Genomic DNA, 17,328 nt, shown 5'->3' with positions numbered 1-17,328 from the left:
ACTTGCAAACCCACCAACATTATCTGCGGTAATCAGCGTTACATCTGCGTCAATCAGCGTTCAGTGGTCAAACAACAACAATCCTGACTATACAAGATGGGGTATCTTGCGGTCTACAGATAATTTTGTGACCAGCACAACAACACTCAAGACATTTTCAGACAACTACACAACCACTTCTTATCTTGCTTCTGACCTCTTGCCTCTTACATCTTATTGGTTCAAGGTTCAAGCATTTAATGAGGATGGTCTTGCAACCAACTACGACCTCACAATAACCACTATGACTTTATCATCTGAAGCAGAGCCTCCACCAATACCGCCGAGTGATACTATCCCGCCTACTATTTCGTATACACCATCAATTACAGAAGTAAATATTATTGGTGATATTATTACAATTTCTGCTGATGTAGTTGACGACCGATGTATAGATTATGTAAGAATTTATTTTAGAAAAAACGGAGAAACCAGTTTTAGTTTTTCAGATTTCGTTCCTCTGCCATCAACTAATACATATTCAGGATATGGTATGATTCCTGTTTCTGCAATAACAACAGTAGGTTTAGAATATTTTATAACTGCATCAGATGGCGTAAATATCTCTACGACTTCTATATATACGGTTTCTGTTAGTAGGATTTGTGAAAAGAAACCGGATTCACAATTTGTTGTTGAAGCATTAGATGGGAACCCTGACGATGGTTCTACGAAGATTCAATTTTCAGACTTTTTGGATCTAACAATTAGTATCGAGCAAAAAGATTCTTTATTAGAAAACTCTTTTGGTATAGAGGAAATTGCAAATAAAAACAATTTGCATCCTATAGTAACATATACTTTTGGTATAACTAATACAGCAGTTTTTGAAAAACTGTTTTACATAACATTACTTTATTTCGATATAAATAATGACGGACTTGTTGAAACGGAATATGGACAAGTAACTGATATTAGCGAAACTGAGCTCTCTGTATATTTTTGGGATGGTGTGCGATGGAGATTTATTGGTGGTAAACCTGACTATGAGCGAAATACTTTTACAATAAGAGTTAACAAACCGGGTAAATATGCTTTGTTTGCAAAAAGTAGAACTTCTGAAAAAGCTGTCCCGGAAGAAAAATTTATTACCGTATTCACACCTGCAACATTTGGTGAAAAAGCAGAAGAAGTCAGTATTTATGATGCCTCTGGAGTTGAAGTTATAAAACTTTCTAAAGCGAATTTTTATGGTAGTGTGATTACTTGGAATGGAACAGATGAAAATAATAAAAAGGTTGAGTCGGGAATATATATCTTTAAGATAAAGACAACTGATGGAAAAACAGAATACGGAACGATTGTGGTTGCAAAATGAGTAGACACAGATTAACACAGATTTTTAAACACAGATTAGCACAGATTTTTTTATCTGTGGTCATTTGTGTTTTTTATCTGCGGTTATCTGCGTTTCCTGCATTTAAAAATTCCGGTTGGTCAACCCGTGCGGTTGGGATGGGTGGCACTTTTTGTGCTATTTCTGACGATTCTTCTGCGATATTTTATAATCCAGCTGGTATCGTGTATCCAGTTTTTTCTGATGTTGGGTTTATGTATGCGAAGCCATATCTCGGTTTGAAAAATATAGATTTAGGGCTTGTGTCAGTTTCCTACACGCAACCTATAGAAAAGATTGGTACATTTGGGTTAGGAGTTAATGACTATGGAAATAGTTTGTATAAAGAGAACACAGCCATTCTTTCATATTCAAGAAAGATTTTTACAAGCCAAAAAAATAAAGAAAAAGAAAGAAATAATGTAAATCTTTCATTTGGAATAAATGCTAAATTTTTATATCATAAATACAACTGGGATTCTGATACAATAAAAAGAGCAGAAGAATACAACGACCCTGTTATACTTGCAGGTTCTTCAAAATCGGCATTTACAGGCGATATAGGTTTTCTTTGCAATATAAAGAATTTTTCTTTCGGGCTTGCAGGTCTGAATTTAACCCAGCCGGATGTTGGCTTGTATTTTGAAGATAAAGTGCCTTCAGAGTTGCGATTAGGTTCTGCATATAGATACAAAAATACAACTGTTGGGCTGGATGTTTCATACAGGAATCAACAATGGGGTGTTGTGAGCGACAAGTTAAATCTGCACGGTGGTTTAGAACACTGGTTTTCTGAAAAAAGATTTGCATTCCGTGGCGGTGCAAACAAACAAGAAGCCGGTTTTGGTACTTCATTCAATCAAGGAGTCGGGAAATATTTGATACGGTTAGATTACGCATTTCTCTGGTCTTTTGCTATCGGTGATAATTTCGGGTCACATCGGCTTTCTATTTCGTTAACTTCAATTCCAACAAAACCAGAAATCAAAACAACTGGAATCATCCCACCAGTACCTGAACCGAAAAGAACCATACCTTCACTACCGACTACAACATCTACTAATGCAACAGAAAAAGCGAGTGCTGCACATTATCAAGTTACAAAGGTGAATATTAACACAGCATCAGAAGAACAACTTATCAAAGTTGGATTCAATACAATTCAAGCAAGGATGATAATAAGATACAGGAAAATGAAACCATTTAAGAAAATAAAAGAACTTCCACAAAGAGTGAGAGAAATACCAGAAAAGACATATCATGCATTAAAAGAGAAAATTACAGTAGAATAACCCGTTATTATCGTCACAGTACTTTGTTAAATTTTAAAAATGGCTCCAACGACCTATTTTAATTCCGACAATAATTTGGTAGAAAATACTACATCGGGAGTCATTGCGAGGCGTAGCCAAAGCAATCTCGTCGTTAAAGCAGGTTTGATTGAGATTGCCACGCTTCCGTTGGTCGCTCGCAATGACAGCTTAAGCATTTTTAAGATGGTAAAAGGGGTCCCAAAGTGCCATTTTTTAACAAAGCACTAATAATTTTCTAAGGAGAAAAAAAATGGGTATTACAAATTTTTTTAAGAGCGATGGTGAAATTGAAAAAGGTTTTGCAGGTGCTGGACAATCTGATTTTGAAATTCTTCGGAAAGGCAGATTTGATGAATTGTTTTTTATTGATTTACCAGCCAAAGAAGAACAGCGAGAAGTTTTTGAAATTCATCTAAAAAAAGAAATCGTGAGCCAGAAAAATTTGATATTGATATGCTAATAGAGTCGGCGTCTGGTTTTTCTGGCGCAGAAATAGAACAATGTATTGTTGATGGTTTGTATATTGCCTATAATGAAACTCGTGAACTTGAGACAAAAGATATCTTAAAATCAATCCAGGAAACAGTACCTTTATCAAAAATTATGGAAGATGACATCCAGTCGTTAAGAAAATGGGCAAAATCAAAAGCGAGATTTGCATCTGAATTTACTGAAAAACAAATAAAACTTGGTTTCCATCCGGGAAATAAATAAGATACAGACACATATAACCGATTAAAAATCTATATAAGGATTTTTTTTATTTGCTATTTTTTTAGATTTTTGTATAATGAAATGATATAATGAAAACGATATCGCGATATTTTAAGGTTGCCAGAAAAGCAGTTCTGGAATCAGGCGAAATACTTAAGGATTATTTTGCTACAAATTTTGAAGTTACTTACAAAGGAAACCGAAACCCTGTTACAAGTGCGGATGAAAAGTCCGAAGAAGCGATAATAACAGTTTTAAGCAGGCATTTCCCGGATATAAAGTTTGTTTGTGAAGAAAGTTGTAACTCAACGAAGATTAAAAAAAACGAACCTGTATGGATTCTTGACCCGCTTGATGGCACGGTAAACTTCATTCACAAATTTCCTGTCTTCTCAATTTCGCTGGCACTCTATAATGGCAAAGATGTTCTGTTCGGAATTGTGTATAATCCGATAACCAGCGAGTTTTTTTATTCGGTTAAAAACAAAGGTGCATTTCTTAATGATAAGAGAATAAAAGTTTCACAAAAAAATGGTTTGAAACATTCGTTGATTGTAACAGGTTTCCCGTATAATTACGAAAAAAGACAAAAATCAGTTATAGAAAAATTCAGAAAGTTCTGTCTTCAGGCAGAAGGTATAAGACGGTTAGGTTCTGCTGCGCTTGATTTATGTTATGTTGCCTGCGGTAGATTTGATGGTTTCTGGGAGGAAGGGCTTCATAGTTGGGATGTTGCAGCGGGTGCGCTAATTGTTAAAGAAGCAGGTGGTAAGGTAACCGATTTTGCCGGCGGGAACAACTATCTATTTGATAAAACGCTGGTTGCTTCAAACTCAAAAATTCATAGTAAAATGATAGAAATCACTGGAGGTAAAAAATGATTTGTCCTAGTTGCGGTAATGTTGCAGACATAACTGACCGATATTGCAGTCGCTGTGGATTAGCAATGACGGTTAAAAGCCAGAAATTGTTTTATGCGGTTGGAACTTTCAGTTGGGTGATGCGGCGTGCATTAGGTGGAATGTTTGCAGGGGTTCTCGGCTGGCTTTTATCTATTGCGTTAAGTCGTGCAATCGGCGCCACATCATCTATGACAGTCCATTTGGTTGTTGGTGGTGCGATTGGTGGTGCATTTTTAGGTAATGTTGGCGGGATTATTGAACACTCATCATATAAAGCATTACTTGGTGGACTGCTCGGCTGTATTGGTGGGATAATAGGCGGGCTAATTAACCGACCTGTCTACAATCTTTTTGCTGACTACACATTTGCATATTCTATCTCGCATTCGTTTTCGTGGGCAGTTGCCGGGCTTTTTATCGGTATAACCAGTGGTTTGATTGAAAAAAACAGAAATAAAATCGTAGTCGGACTTGTTGCCGGGCTTATTGGTGGTGCGATTGGCGGTGGGTTAGGTTCTGAACTATATGCCAGTTTGTTGATAGACCCGAATAGACCTTCATGGCTTGCATCAAGATTTATTGAAGCAATTGCTGGCGCGGTTGTCGGTATAAATCTATGGTTTATTGTCGGGCTGGTAGAGAAACTTTATATTTTTCAGCGAAAACCGCTATCAGAAGAAAATGTTAAAGAATGTGATTCCTGCCATTCCCAGAATTCGCTCCGTGCATGGTATTGCAAAAACTGTGGCAGAACACTGCAGGTTTCTGCACCGATTGAAAAACTGAAACTTACACCGTATCGGTCGCTTGAACGGATTTCTAATGTGTTTAAGTTTTTAGCATGGCTGTCAGCAGTAGCCGGTGTTGTGCTGGTTCTGGTAATTTTTGTTTTCTTATTATTCCAGAATATTCTATTAGCAGTTTTTGTATCGGTTGTATTGGCGATTTTGATATATATCATTTCAGTTTTGTTAAATGGTGTTTCTGAAGTGATTGTAAAATTTACAAAGATAAAAGAGGGAGATTGAAAAATGATTAAATTCGGAACTTCAGGCTGGCGCGGTATTATTGCAGATGATTTCACTTTTGATAATGTGAAACTTGTAACCCAGGCAATAGCAGATTATGTGAGGCAGATAGGAGATATGAGATATGAGATGAGAGATAAAAAATCTTTGCTCCTATCTCCCAACTCCCATCTCCCATCTGTTATCGTAGGTTATGATACCAGATTTCTGTCTGAAGAGTTTGCCAAAATATCTGCACAGGTTCTTGCTGCAAATAACATCAAGGTATTCTTGACAAAACGGGATTGCCCGACACCTGTTATCTCGTTTGAAATTCTGCGTCTTAAAACTGCTGGCGGGCTCAATTTCACAGCAAGTCATAATCCGCCGGAATATAACGGCTTAAAATTCTCGCCTGCTTGGGGTGGACCTGCATTACCTAAAACAACAAAAGCAATAGAAGACAAATTACAAATTACAGATTACAAATTACAAATTAAAGAAATGAATTACGAAGAAGCAAAAGAAAAAAAACTGATTGAATTAATATCACCTGAAAAAACTTATATTAAACGGATTAAAGAATTAGTTGACTTAAAAGCGATAAAAAAATCAGGCATAAAAATAGTTATTGATGTGCTGTATGGTACAGGTCGTGGTTATCTTGATAAACTACTTGTTGATGCAGGCTGTAAAATAAGAGGCAACGCAGGACTTCATAACTTTCGTGATGTACTTTTTGGTGGGAAGTCACCTGAACCTGCGAAAGCGAATCTTGGCGAACTGCTAAAAATACTAAAAAAAGAAAAATATCAATTAGGACTTGCTACAGATGGTGATGCGGACCGGTTTGGTATTATTGATAGTGATGGCAGTTTTATCACACCTAATGAAACAATCGCACTTTTGCTTGACCATCTTATAAAAACAAGGAAGTTAAAAGGTATTGTTGCTCGGTCTGTTATGACAACACATCTGGTTGATGCGGTTGCAAAAAAACATAAAGTTGAAGTTCGTGAGACACCAGTCGGGTTCAAGTATATTGGCGAGGTGATGACTAAAGAAAAAATGATTATTGGTGGTGAAGAATCCGGTGGGCTTACTATTTACGGGCATATTCCTGAAAAAGACGGGATTCTTGCCTGCCTGTTAGTTGCCGAAATGGTTGCTGTGAATAAAAAACCAATCCGCCAGATTTTAAGACAGATTTATAACGAGGTTGGGACTGTATTATCTACACGGCTTAATTTCCATTTGCCGGTTGAAAAAATGAACCATATCAAAGAAAAACTTGAAAAACAGCCACCATCTGAAATATCAGGTATTAAAATAAAAAAAATCAATCGGCTTGATGGCTACAAGTTCTTGCTTGAGGATACTTCTTGGGTTGGCTTGCGGCTCTCCGGAACTGAGCCAGTTATCCGTATCTATGTAGAAGCCAACAATCTTCAGAAACTTAATAGCTTGATTGCCGGCTCTAAAAAGTTCATATGTGGTTTAAATTAGCCTGAACAAGTTCAGAACTCCAGCCTGAAATTCTACGACACTTCAGTGTCGGTTCTGATTCAGTTTTAACCGAAACTAAAGTTTCGTAGAAAAGGCAAGAACTGGAATTCTCAGATTGCCTGCCATGGAGCATTTCGGGGTTAGGGACAATTATAGAATTTCCTGTAGATAGATGATAAATAAACTTTCTTTTATTTGTATTCAGATAATCGTTTTTTTGACGCCGATTGCCTTTTATACAAAGACAAAAGATAATTTTTTGGTCAAAGAGACAATTTTCAGTATTTTTGGATTGGCGGTTGCGTTACTTTTGATATTAAAAATTTTGCTAAAAAAACAGCGACATTCTCCGCTAAAAAATACATGGCTTGGTATCCCGCTGATTCTATATCTGACAGCGATTGTTATCTCGTCTGTAAATGCCACACATTTACAACTGGTTGTTGAATACCTTTTCTGCTGGATAATCCTGACTGCTATCTATTTTACAGCAATAACTTTTTCTGAAACTGAATCAGCCCAAACACTGACGGTTATTTTTATCTCAACATTTATTGTTGCTGTATATGGTATTTTGCAGTATCTTAATTTAGACCCTGTGAAATGGTTATCTGATTTTGGCGGTAGACCTTCATCATCTTTTGGGAATCCCAACTTTTTTGCTGGTTATCTGCTTTTAGTTTTTCCGTTAATTTTTGCAAAAATGATTTCAACAAGAGAAGCCACGAAACATATTTTCTGGATGGTTTTTTGCTTTTTAACTGTTTTTAATATAGGTGTTACAAAAACACGCGGTGCCTGGTTTGCATTTTTTATCGCAATTATCTGCTTGATTGATTGGCAGGTGATTTATATGAAAAAGAATTACATAATAACGCAAGGGAAATGGCGAATGTTTAGAGGTACTTTCTGGATTTTTCTGCTGTTTTCAGCATTGTTCATTATATCTATTGATAGATTCGTGACAATAAAAAGTTTTTTCAAGAAAGAAAATGCGTCTGTTAGCGAGCGAATCTTTAAGTGGAAAACCGGCTGGGGAATGATAAAAAGTCATCCATTTTTTGGTGTTGGCGCTGGTAATCTTAAAGTTAATTTTGCAAATTATCAGGCGAAAGTGAAACGAACTTCGCAACTAAAAAGTACCAGTGAGTCAAATCTACATAATGAGTTTTTACAGCGGTTTGCAGAAACAGGTATATTCGGGATTGCTACATTCTTGGTTGTATTTTTTTCGTTCTTTTATTTTTGTGCTAGGTTATTATATAACAAAATAGAAACGGATAAGCCAGAGGGCAATCTTGTTCTAGGACTTTTTACCGGGCTGTTCGCTGTTTTTGTCTATGGCTTGACCAACTTCCCGTTTTCAATAATTCCAGTTATTTCAACAATGTTTGTTCTGTTCGGGATTGCTGAATCTTATCAGCGAAAAAAACAGATATCTTTACCAGCACCAATCCGCATAAATCCAATTATTTTTTTGGTTGTGCTGGTTGGTTTTTGCTTTATTATCAGCCAAATAATACTGCCAAGGTTTGTAAGCGATAAATACCGGCTTGAAGGTGATATCGCAGTTTCAGAAAACGATTTTCAAACCGCAATCTCAAAATATGAAAAAGCAATCAAGTTGGACTATTATCATTCTGAAAGAACTGCATACGATTTAGGCGAGGCATATAGAAAACTTAACCAAATTGATAAAGCAATTGATGCGTATAAAATTTCAGTTGCTTTAAGAAATTATGGTGAAGTTTATAACAATATCGGGAACTGTTATTACATAAAAAACGATTTTGATAACGCATTAAAAAACTGGAAAAGAACAACAGAAATCGGCTTACCCGACGACCAAACACAGCAGCAGATTATCAAATCAATACAGATTCTGGAAAACAAAAGGAAACTAAATAAAAGCACCGAATACAACTGAATATTCGGTTTAATTCGGGTGTTATTCGGTTTATATTCGTGTTTAAGCAAAGCGAAATGAAAACAGGTATCCCATTTGTAATCTCTGCACCGTCTGGCGCTGGTAAAACAACGCTGGTTCGTCTTGCATTGAGACGAATCAAAGGGCTTGTATATTCCGTTACTGCAACCACCCGACCTAAAAGCAACAACGAAAAACACAGCAGGGATTATTTTTTTTTGACAAGAAAAAAGTTTCTGAAAAAAAAGAAAAAAAAGGAATTCGTTGAAACCGCAGTTGTTCACGGATACCTCTACGGAACGCTAAAAAGGCAACTTGAAACTAAACTCGTTAACAATGATGTTCTGCTTGCAATAGATGTTCAAGGCGCCCTAAATGTTAAGAAACAATATCCTGATGCAGTGCTGATTTTTATTGCACCGCCGTCTATGAAAGTGCTTGAAAGCCGACTCAGGAAACGCCACAGAGATTCAGAAACAGAAATCCAGAAACGGCTCCGAAATGCCAGAAAAGAAATGGGATATAGAAAGTTTTATGATTATATTATTGTGAACGATTCGCTAAAAAATGCATTCCAACAACTTAAAAAGATAATTAAAAACGAGAAAACCTAATGTCAACATTAAAGAATAAAAATATTATTGTCGGGCTAACTGGCTCAATTGCTGCGTATAAATCCTGCGAAATTATACGGCTTTTAAGAGAATCAAAAGCAACCGTATTCTCTGTTATGACAAAAAATGCCTGTGAGTTTGTTACACCACTTACAATACAAACACTTGCGCAAAACAGGGTTTATATAGATATATTTGAACCGACAACAAACTGGGAAGTAGAACATATTTCTATCGCTAAAAAGACTGACCTGGTTTTGATTGCACCTGCAACCGCAAATATCATCGCAAAAATTTCAGCAGGTATTGCCGACGATGCGCTTACAACACTTGTGCTATCTGTAAAATGTCCGGTTGTAATATGTCCCGCAATGAACTCTGAAATGTACAAAAATCCAGTAACCCAAAAAAATATCGCAAACCTGAAAAAATTAGGTTATCATTTTATCGGACCTGAAAAAGGTGAACTCGCCTGTGGTGATGATGCTATCGGCAGAATGGCAGCACCACAAAAAATTATTTCCAAAATTTCTAAAATTTTGTAATGAAACCAAAAAATATTTTGATTACAGCAGGTCCTACGAAAGAATATATTGACCCTGTGAGATTTATATCAAATGATTCTTCAGGTAGGATGGGATATCTATTAGCAGAAGAATCAAAAAAACAAGGTGCAAAAGTGGTTTTGATAAGCGGTCCAACAGGTATTAAAATACCAAAAAATGTAAAAGTTGTAAATGTTGTCTCAGCCGAACAAATGTTCGGTTGTGTTAAAAAGTATTTTAAAAAATGTGATGTTTTTATATCCTGTGCCGCTGTAAGTGATTACAAACCAGAAAGATTTTATAGAAACAAAATCAGAAAAACTAACAAGCCAATAAATCTAAAATTAATTCCTAATCCTGATATTGTTTCAACATTAGCCCACTCGCCCACTCGCCCACTCGCCCAACCGTCTTTTGTTGTCGGGTTTGCACTTGAAACTGAAGACCTTATAAAAAAAGCACAAAAAAAACTGAAACAAAAAAAATTGGATATGATTATTGCAAATACTATTGACTCAATAAACAGTGAAAAAACTACTGGTGCAATTATCACGAAAAACAAAATAGAAACATTCACAAATATCACTAAAAAACTGTTAGCGAAAAAAATTATCAATAAGATACTACTATGAAAAAAATTGATGACTACATCCCATCTCACCTGAAAGATAGCATTGATATAAATGCAAAAATCCAGATGTTGATAGAAGAGTTTGATAAAGCAGCAGCGAAAGCCGATATTGTAATACAGAAGAATGTTATCAAAAATCTCGGGCAACTTGGTGTTGTTAAACGAGATAAAGTTGTTCCATTGCTGTTAAGCCAACTTGAAAACGATGAACTTGCATCTTGTGTAATTGAGCAATTAGGACTTATTGGCGATACTTCTGTAATCCCTTTTTTGGTCCCGGAAGTCAATAATTCCAGAGTAGATATCCGTGTGGCGGTTGCACATACACTCGGGTTTCTTGGTGCTGACAATCTAATCCCGTATATTACTAAACTTCTGAATGATATAGATGAAAAGGTTCGGTCTGCTTCTGCTACTGCACTCAGCCATTTTGTAGATGAAAAGGTCGTATCAATCCTTGTCAAAACTGCGATAAGCGACCCTTCTATATCTGTTCGTGCTAATGCCAGTTCGTCACTTATGACGCTTGTAATATCTTCTCCACCATTAGGCGACGAACTGCTGGAAATATTTAAAAAAGTTAAACAAGAACAAAGTAGCCAAATTTTTTGTAATGAACTTGAACATGTTATTTAAAAACTGAAAAATATCAGTGATTTAATTTACGATACAGACCACTTAACTATTAAGAGTAAAAATCTGGAAGAAAATCTTAAAAAAAGTAAAACAGAAATTGCTGAATTAAGACAACAGTTAAAAGAACTAACAAAAGAGAAAGAAACACCCGTTCCTTCTGCCACCACTCAAATTCTGCAGGAGTTGCCTGAAAAGAAAAAAATAACTATCAGTTATCGGCTTATTTTCATAGTTGCAACATTGTTTCTTATTGGCGGGCTTGTTATTGAAGGGCTTCTGCTTTATAGAAGTGAGCAGCGAAAAAAAGAGACAATCAGACAATCAGAAAAACAAACTGAACGACTTAAACAATTGTTTCAGCAGAAATTAGATAAGTATAAAGAAGCCATTGCACAACAAGAACTTGCAGTTAAGGAAGCCGAACAGGAACTGCAAGAACTGAAAAAGAAGGTCACAACTGCCCAACGGCAAAAGTATGAAAAACCAATCAGAGATAAAATTGCAATTTATACAAAAAAAATTAAGGATATGTCAAAAGATGAACCGCTTATGATAGAACTATTCGGTCAAAAAACACACGATATTTTTGTCCAGTGTAAAAAAGCATTTTTACAGACGGAAGAAAAACAACTTGGATTAGAACTTGCATACAAGAAAAAATGGGGATTTTACAAAGCCGCAGAACTAGCATGGAGCGGGAAGCCCGCCGATGCAATAAAAAAATACAAAGAAACCATAGCATTAAAATAACACAAAGTATCATTCCAAAGTGGGGAGTAAAAAAAGATTTATACCCGACTTTAGTCGGCCAAAAAAAGACTCCGACAGGATTTACAGGATAAAAATCAAAAGTTAATCCTGTTAATCCAGTCAAAAGAAAGTTCAGTGTCTTCTGTGGCTAAAAAGTGCAGAAGGTGCTTATCTTGTTAGTAGACAATATGACTAACCTTTACGAAACTGTTGAACTTACAAAAAAGTATATTGAACAATTAAGAAGAGATGGGATTACAGAAGTAATCGTCTCAGAAAAATCAAAAAGTAAGATAAAAAAGAGTGTTGAGAATAAGAATAGTATTGCTACTGAATTATTAAAACTTGCACAGCAGGTATCAGTATGCCGGGAATGTCCGCTTTATAAAACCAGAAAAAATGCAGTATTTGGCGAAGGTAATCCACACGCAAAACTTATGTTTGTTGGTGAAGGTCCCGGATTTGATGAAGACCGACTCGGCAGACCTTTCGTCGGCCGTGCTGGCGAACTATTAGATAAAATCATAACTGAACCACGCGCGTTAGCGTTAAAGCGTGAAGATGTTTATATTGCAAATATCGTAAAATGTCATCCAATGATTGACCCCAGTCAACCCGATAAACGAGGGAATGATAGAAAACCACAGCCTGACGAAATTAATGCCTGTCTGCCATATCTTAAGAAACAGATTGAACTGATCAAGCCAAAGATTATCTGTGCATTAGGCAGTGTTTCGGCGACAACACTTACAGGTACTGAAGCACCACTTGGCAGATTACGCGGCAGATTCTATGACTACCAGGGCTGTGCGGCAGATATCAAAGTTATAGCGACTTATCATCCTGCAGCACTTTTAAGAAACCCACACTGGAAAAAGGATACCTGGGAAGATATAAAAGAAATTAAAAAAGAACTGTAAAATTTACCCGAAGGGTTTATGGTTTTAGAAGTTGCATTGCCTGTAAATATATACAGAAATTTTGATTATCTTGCCGACAGTGAATTAAAAATCGGCTGCCGTGTTGTCGTGCCGTTCAGCAAAAAAAAAGTTGCTGGGTTTGTTATCGCAAATAAAAAAGAAACTAACCAGCCACTTAAAAGAATCATCAAAAGCATTGATAAAGAACCACTGATAAATGATGAATTATTCACACTTGCTAAATGGATTTCAGAGTACTATTTATGTCCGTTAGGGGTAGCATTGAACCTGATTTTACCATCCAGCACAAAACTACCATCAAAAAAAGAAATACTTCAATACCGGCGTGCATCTCACGGTTCAGATATTATTCATACTGCTGAACAGGAACTGGCAATTCACAAAATTACAGGCGCGATAGAGATAGCCAAGCCTAAAACATTCCTGCTATTCGGTCAGAATGATTCCGGTAAAACAGAGGTTTATATTCAAGCGATAGAATGGTGTCTAAAAAAAAAATATTCTGCAATATATCTTGTGCCTGATGTATCATTAACAAGCCAGTTCAAAGAGCTTTTACGCGACCGGTTTGGTGAATCGCTCGGTGTATGGCATAGCCGACTGAAACAACGAGAAAAAAACAATTTTTTAATACGGCTTTTTAACGGCAGTACAAGAGTCATTTTAGGTACACGTTCGGCAGTTTTTCTGCCAGTTAGAAATCTGAAACTTATCATATTAGACGAAGAAGATGACGAGTTCTATAAAAATATCCAGACACCAAAATATAACACAAAAGATGTCGCAATTCAGCGTGCAAAAATAACAAATGCGGTAGTTGTTCTAGGTTCTGCAACACCATCAATAGAAACATATTACAAAACAAAGGTGGGGCAAGAGAGGACTGAGACGAGCCTGAAGATGGAAGTTTTAACCTTATCCGGACGAATTGATAATAGACCACTACCTAAAATATCAGTTGTGAATTTAAAATATGCCAAAAAATTCGTCATAACAAAACCGCTAAAATATGCAATCTCAAATGCACTCTTACAGAAAAAACAGGTATTTTTGTTGGTTCACCGACGAGGCTGGGCAACAGTGATAAAATGTATTCGTTGCGGGAATATAATAAAATGTCCAAAATGTAATATCCTGCTGGTTGCACACAAAGAACCTGAACAGCTTTTATGTCATTATTGCGGGTATAAACAGGGATTTGTGAAACACTGCCCTCTCTGTAATAGTGATATGCTTTATTCCGGCTATGGAACCGAAAAGATAGAAGCAATAGTGAACAAACTTTTTCACCCGAATCCAGTGTTGAGAATTGACGCAGATGCAGAACTCACATATTCCAAAATGTTTAAGATGATGAAATCAGGTCAACCCTGTATATTAGTCGGCACAAAAATTGCTGCTAAAGGGTTTGATTTCCAGAACTTAACCGTTGCAGGTATCATCAATGCTAATGCAGGACTGTATTCGCCTGATTTCAGGTCTGCTGAAAAAACATTTTCACTTCTTACACATTCTATCGGCAGATGCGGTCGCGGTGTCTCACCAGGACAGGTTATTGTTCAATCAGACAATCCAGACCACTATGCAGTTAAATATGCGGTGGAGTTTAATTACGAGGCGTTTTATGAACACGAGACAAATTTCAGAAACGAGTTTCTATGGCCACCATTTACAAAATTGATAAATATCACAATCTTCGGCAAAGATGAACAAAAGGTAATTTCCGAGTCAGAATGGATTGTTCAAAAATTAAATGATATAAAAAATATAACCGTTTTAGGACCTGTACCGAAATTTGTCTCGTATCTTGCAGGGAAACACAGGTGGCAGATACTTTTGAAAATAGCCGAACAAAACCTGTCAGAAACCAAACAGAACTTGCTAAAAATAATTGAAACCCATCCGAAAAAAAATATCAATATAGTTTTTGATATTGACCCGCTTGAAACGGTATAGGTAGAAATTAAAAATGTAAGCAAATGCTTACATTTTAGTTTTGCTCGTCGCTAAACTCGGTTACTTTGTTTCTGCCGGTTTGTTTAGAGCGGTACAATGCGATATCTGCATTATGAAGAGCCTGCTCGGCAGTTGAGCCATCTTTAGGGTAGTGTGCGATACCAAACGATGCGGTAACCTTTACTTTTTCAAGTTCAAGTATGATATCGGTCGCCTGGATTTTCTGTCGGATTTTTTCAGTTTTTATTTTTATACCTGCCGGGTCAGTTTGTGGAAAAATTACAACAAACTCTTCACCACCATATCTCGCTGCAAAATCGGTTTCATAGATATTTTCTTTCAGGATTGTTGTAACTGTTTTTAATACCATATCGCCTGCCTGATGTCCGTAGGTATCGTTAATTTTTTTGAAATGGTCTATATCCATCATCAGAATTGAGAATCTGCTGTTTGACCGTTTTGTTCGTAATTCCTCATCTTTTAGCCGTTGATTAAAATAACCCCGACGATAAAGTCCTGTAAGCCCGTCAGTACGCGAAAGCGATTCAATTTTTGAATACAAAATTGCCCGCTGAACTGCTGACTTGAGTTCTTCTACAAAAGCGGTAATATCGTCAATAAACTCTTTATCTTTGTGAAACAATGGTGGAATTTTTATAGATACAGTTGCCAATAGTTTCTCGTCTATAAATAGCGGGAATCGCATAATATCATCTGTTAAAAGCCCTTTCTGGAATATTCTGTTTTCGTCAGCAATTTCTAATTTAACATTTTTTATTGAAAACTGTTCGTCAAGTGATTGAGCAATCAATGAGAACATTTTTTCAAACTCTATATATGATGCTATATTCTTAACCAGTTCGTAGATATGTAAAATGTTTTTTATTGATTTTTCAACCCGTTTCAGATTAAGTTTAGTAGTTTCAGAATCCTTCTTAACAACTGCGAGTTCGTCTACCATAACCGTTAGCTTTTCGTTAAAAGCTCGTCTTGTCCGATTTAGCCGTCTATAAAAATTTTCAAGAAACAGCACTGTCAGACACAATGCTAACAATACAGCGATTACAACGATATGTGATGGGTAAAAAATTATTAAAAACGCGGTAAATAGTCCGGCAGATATTCGTGTAGAAACCAAACTCGTGTTGTAGCCGACAATAAGTAATATAAATGGTGATAGTATCAGAAATCGGTCCATACTGTTTTGTTCCTGCCTGTTTCTTTTGCTCTGTAAAGTCGTTCATCTGCCTTCCGAATAAGTTGGCTATGGTCAATAGCATCCTCTGAAAAAAACGAGAGTCCAATTGAAACAGTAGTTTTTTCAGATGGCAGTTGAAAACTGGTTCTTATCTGTTCGGCAATTTTTATAGATTCTTCTTTAGAAGTTTCTGGCAAAATTATAGCGAACTCTTCACCACCATATCGTGCGATAATATCGGTTTCACGGCAGTGTTGTCTTAAAATATTCGCAAACCGTTTCAGCACTTCGTCACCTTGTTGATGGCCGAAAGTATCGTTAAACTTCTTGAAATGGTCAATATCACAAAATGCCAGTGCGAGCGTTGTTTTGAATCTTGAGGCACGCAGGAGTTCCTGCTGAAGCCGTTCATCTAAAAACTTTCTAACATAAACACCGGTTAAGCCGTCAATAATTGAGAGTTCTTTGGTCTTATCTAACAGATGCAGATTTTCAATTGTCATTTCTGTGATGTTAACAAGGATAGAAACGACACCGATATCTTCCTGTGAAAATCTATTTTCGTCGTCAGAATCAACACGGACAATCCCAATAATGCTTTTATCGTGATAAAGCGGAACCGCAATGATTGATTTGATTGTTTTCGGTATCAAAGAATAATCAAACCGCCAGTCCCGTAAAGTATTCTGGATTAACAGTGGTATCTGTTTTTTAACAACCCAAGCATCAAAAATATCCGGTGGTTTGTCGTCATCAGGTAGAAAAGTTGTTATTCGCACATTATCACAATTCAAGATTCGTCTCACAAGTTCTGAAAGTTTTGATTTTAGTTTTTGCAAATCAGTAATCTTTGTTAATTCCTTTGTTGCGATTGTCAGGTTTTTATACTGCACAATTCGTTGACCAATTTTTTCAAATTTCTGTTTGTTGACTGATAGTTCCTTTTTTACTTTCTCAATTTCAGTTGACATATCAGATAGTTCGTGGCTATCTTCTGCCTGTTGATGTTTTAGGCGGTCATTGAATAAATGGCTAAGCCATACAATTCCCCAAGTAGCCGCGATTTCCGCCAGCACCAGAATCCTGCTCCAACCTTCTGTAAAACTCATTCCAACAAGCCCGAGTAAACTTACCAGCAGTGCAACCAAATCTACAATCACTAAATCAGCAGTGATAGCAGCACCAAGTATAATCAGCAGAAAAAATGCAAAAATATCCACAACATTTTTTTTGAATACAAATAAAAAAATTGATATCACAAGAAAAAGTAACAGAATTACAACAGGGCTGAATATCTTTTTGAGTTTCATCTT

General features: G+C 36.4%; 17 protein-coding genes. 15 read left to right on the top strand and 2 right to left on the bottom strand.

Annotated elements, in window-relative coordinates; translation table 11 throughout:
• The 15 genes from AB1349_00935 to priA form a co-directional block, all read left to right on the top strand.
• Positions 1-1,357 (top strand): fibronectin type III domain-containing protein (locus AB1349_00935; GenBank protein MEW6555902.1); only part of this gene is annotated, 1,357 nt, incomplete at its 5' end.
• A complete protein-coding gene (locus tag AB1349_00930) occupies positions 1,354-2,667 on the top strand; it encodes a helix-hairpin-helix domain-containing protein (protein ID MEW6555901.1) in 1,314 nt (437 codons plus the stop codon). The genes AB1349_00935 and AB1349_00930, both read left to right, overlap by 4 nt.
• 271 nt (positions 2,668-2,938) lie before the next feature.
• Positions 2,939-3,148, top strand: a complete 210-nt coding sequence (locus AB1349_00925; GenBank protein ID MEW6555900.1) for a hypothetical protein — start codon at positions 2,939-2,941, stop codon at positions 3,146-3,148.
• Entirely contained in the window at positions 3,142-3,402 is a 261-nt protein-coding gene (locus tag AB1349_00920) for a hypothetical protein (GenBank protein ID MEW6555899.1), read from the top strand. The genes AB1349_00925 and AB1349_00920 overlap by 7 nt, the downstream gene beginning before the upstream one ends.
• An 89-nt stretch (positions 3,403-3,491) precedes the next feature.
• On the top strand, positions 3,492-4,283 hold the full coding sequence (locus AB1349_00915; GenBank protein ID MEW6555898.1) for an inositol monophosphatase family protein: 792 nt from the start codon (positions 3,492-3,494) through the stop codon (positions 4,281-4,283).
• Positions 4,280-5,332, top strand: a complete 1,053-nt coding sequence (locus AB1349_00910) for a hypothetical protein (protein MEW6555897.1) — start codon at positions 4,280-4,282, stop codon at positions 5,330-5,332. Before AB1349_00915 ends, AB1349_00910 begins: the two co-directional genes overlap by 4 nt.
• A 3-nt stretch (positions 5,333-5,335) precedes the next feature.
• Entirely contained in the window at positions 5,336-6,817 is a 1,482-nt protein-coding gene (locus AB1349_00905; protein MEW6555896.1) for a phosphoglucomutase/phosphomannomutase family protein, read from the top strand.
• 172 nt (positions 6,818-6,989) lie between these two features.
• Positions 6,990-8,744, top strand: coding sequence for an O-antigen ligase family protein (locus AB1349_00900; GenBank protein ID MEW6555895.1), 1,755 nt, complete (start codon positions 6,990-6,992; stop codon positions 8,742-8,744).
• Positions 8,745-8,800: 56 nt separating this feature from the next.
• Positions 8,801-9,358, top strand: coding sequence for a guanylate kinase (gene gmk, locus AB1349_00895; protein MEW6555894.1), 558 nt, complete (start codon positions 8,801-8,803; stop codon positions 9,356-9,358).
• Complete coding sequence (locus AB1349_00890; protein ID MEW6555893.1) at positions 9,358-9,903, top strand: flavoprotein; 546 nt, start codon at positions 9,358-9,360, stop codon at positions 9,901-9,903. Before gmk ends, AB1349_00890 begins: the two co-directional genes overlap by 1 nt.
• Positions 9,903-10,535, top strand: coding sequence for a phosphopantothenoylcysteine decarboxylase (locus AB1349_00885; GenBank protein ID MEW6555892.1), 633 nt, complete (start codon positions 9,903-9,905; stop codon positions 10,533-10,535). The genes AB1349_00890 and AB1349_00885 overlap by 1 nt, the downstream gene beginning before the upstream one ends.
• Positions 10,532-11,170: a HEAT repeat domain-containing protein gene (locus AB1349_00880; protein ID MEW6555891.1), complete on the top strand. Its 639-nt coding sequence runs from the start codon at positions 10,532-10,534 to the stop codon at positions 11,168-11,170. Before AB1349_00885 ends, AB1349_00880 begins: the two co-directional genes overlap by 4 nt.
• A gap of 183 nt (positions 11,171-11,353) precedes the next feature.
• Positions 11,354-11,920: a hypothetical protein gene (locus tag AB1349_00875; protein ID MEW6555890.1), complete on the top strand. Its 567-nt coding sequence runs from the start codon at positions 11,354-11,356 to the stop codon at positions 11,918-11,920.
• A 188-nt stretch (positions 11,921-12,108) separates the two neighbouring features.
• On the top strand, positions 12,109-12,840 hold the full coding sequence (locus tag AB1349_00870) for a uracil-DNA glycosylase (protein ID MEW6555889.1): 732 nt from the start codon (positions 12,109-12,111) through the stop codon (positions 12,838-12,840).
• A gap of 18 nt (positions 12,841-12,858) precedes the next feature.
• A complete protein-coding gene (gene priA / locus AB1349_00865) occupies positions 12,859-14,817 on the top strand; it encodes a primosomal protein N' (GenBank protein MEW6555888.1) in 1,959 nt (652 codons plus the stop codon).
• Positions 14,818-14,851: 34 nt separating this feature from the next.
• Here priA and AB1349_00860 read toward each other — a convergent pair whose 3' ends face one another.
• Together AB1349_00860 and AB1349_00855 are read right to left on the bottom strand one after the other, a co-directional pair.
• Positions 14,852-16,015: a GGDEF domain-containing protein gene (locus tag AB1349_00860; protein MEW6555887.1), complete on the bottom strand. Its 1,164-nt coding sequence runs from the start codon at positions 16,013-16,015 to the stop codon at positions 14,852-14,854.
• The gene (locus AB1349_00855) at positions 16,000-17,325 is read right to left on the bottom strand and encodes a sensor domain-containing diguanylate cyclase (GenBank protein MEW6555886.1); all 1,326 of its coding nucleotides are present in this window, start codon (positions 17,323-17,325) and stop codon (positions 16,000-16,002) included. Before AB1349_00855 ends, AB1349_00860 begins: the two co-directional genes overlap by 16 nt.
• Positions 17,326-17,328: the final 3 nt, after the last annotated feature.

This window comes from Elusimicrobiota bacterium (genome assembly GCA_040757695.1).
GTDB lineage: Bacteria > Elusimicrobiota > UBA8919 > UBA8919 > UBA8919 > JBFLWK01.
This window is presented reverse-complemented; position numbering and strand designations above follow the sequence as displayed.

Coding starts and splice junctions, on each gene's coding strand:
- AB1349_00925 (MEW6555900.1), top strand. CDS start 2,939: ATGGGTATTACAAATTTTTTTAAGAGCGATGGTGAAATTGAAAAAGGT.
- AB1349_00915 (MEW6555898.1), top strand. CDS start 3,492: ATGAAAACGATATCGCGATATTTTAAGGTTGCCAGAAAAGCAGTTCTG.
- AB1349_00930 (MEW6555901.1), top strand. CDS start 1,354: ATGAGTAGACACAGATTAACACAGATTTTTAAACACAGATTAGCACAG.
- AB1349_00855 (MEW6555886.1), bottom strand. CDS start 17,325: ATGAAACTCAAAAAGATATTCAGCCCTGTTGTAATTCTGTTACTTTTT.
- priA (MEW6555888.1), top strand. CDS start 12,859: ATGGTTTTAGAAGTTGCATTGCCTGTAAATATATACAGAAATTTTGAT.
- AB1349_00885 (MEW6555892.1), top strand. CDS start 9,903: ATGAAACCAAAAAATATTTTGATTACAGCAGGTCCTACGAAAGAATAT.
- AB1349_00880 (MEW6555891.1), top strand. CDS start 10,532: ATGAAAAAAATTGATGACTACATCCCATCTCACCTGAAAGATAGCATT.
- AB1349_00860 (MEW6555887.1), bottom strand. CDS start 16,015: ATGGACCGATTTCTGATACTATCACCATTTATATTACTTATTGTCGGC.
- AB1349_00900 (MEW6555895.1), top strand. CDS start 6,990: ATGATAAATAAACTTTCTTTTATTTGTATTCAGATAATCGTTTTTTTG.
- AB1349_00870 (MEW6555889.1), top strand. CDS start 12,109: ATGACTAACCTTTACGAAACTGTTGAACTTACAAAAAAGTATATTGAA.
- gmk (MEW6555894.1), top strand. CDS start 8,801: ATGAAAACAGGTATCCCATTTGTAATCTCTGCACCGTCTGGCGCTGGT.
- AB1349_00920 (MEW6555899.1), top strand. CDS start 3,142: ATGCTAATAGAGTCGGCGTCTGGTTTTTCTGGCGCAGAAATAGAACAA.
- AB1349_00890 (MEW6555893.1), top strand. CDS start 9,358: ATGTCAACATTAAAGAATAAAAATATTATTGTCGGGCTAACTGGCTCA.
- AB1349_00910 (MEW6555897.1), top strand. CDS start 4,280: ATGATTTGTCCTAGTTGCGGTAATGTTGCAGACATAACTGACCGATAT.
- AB1349_00905 (MEW6555896.1), top strand. CDS start 5,336: ATGATTAAATTCGGAACTTCAGGCTGGCGCGGTATTATTGCAGATGAT.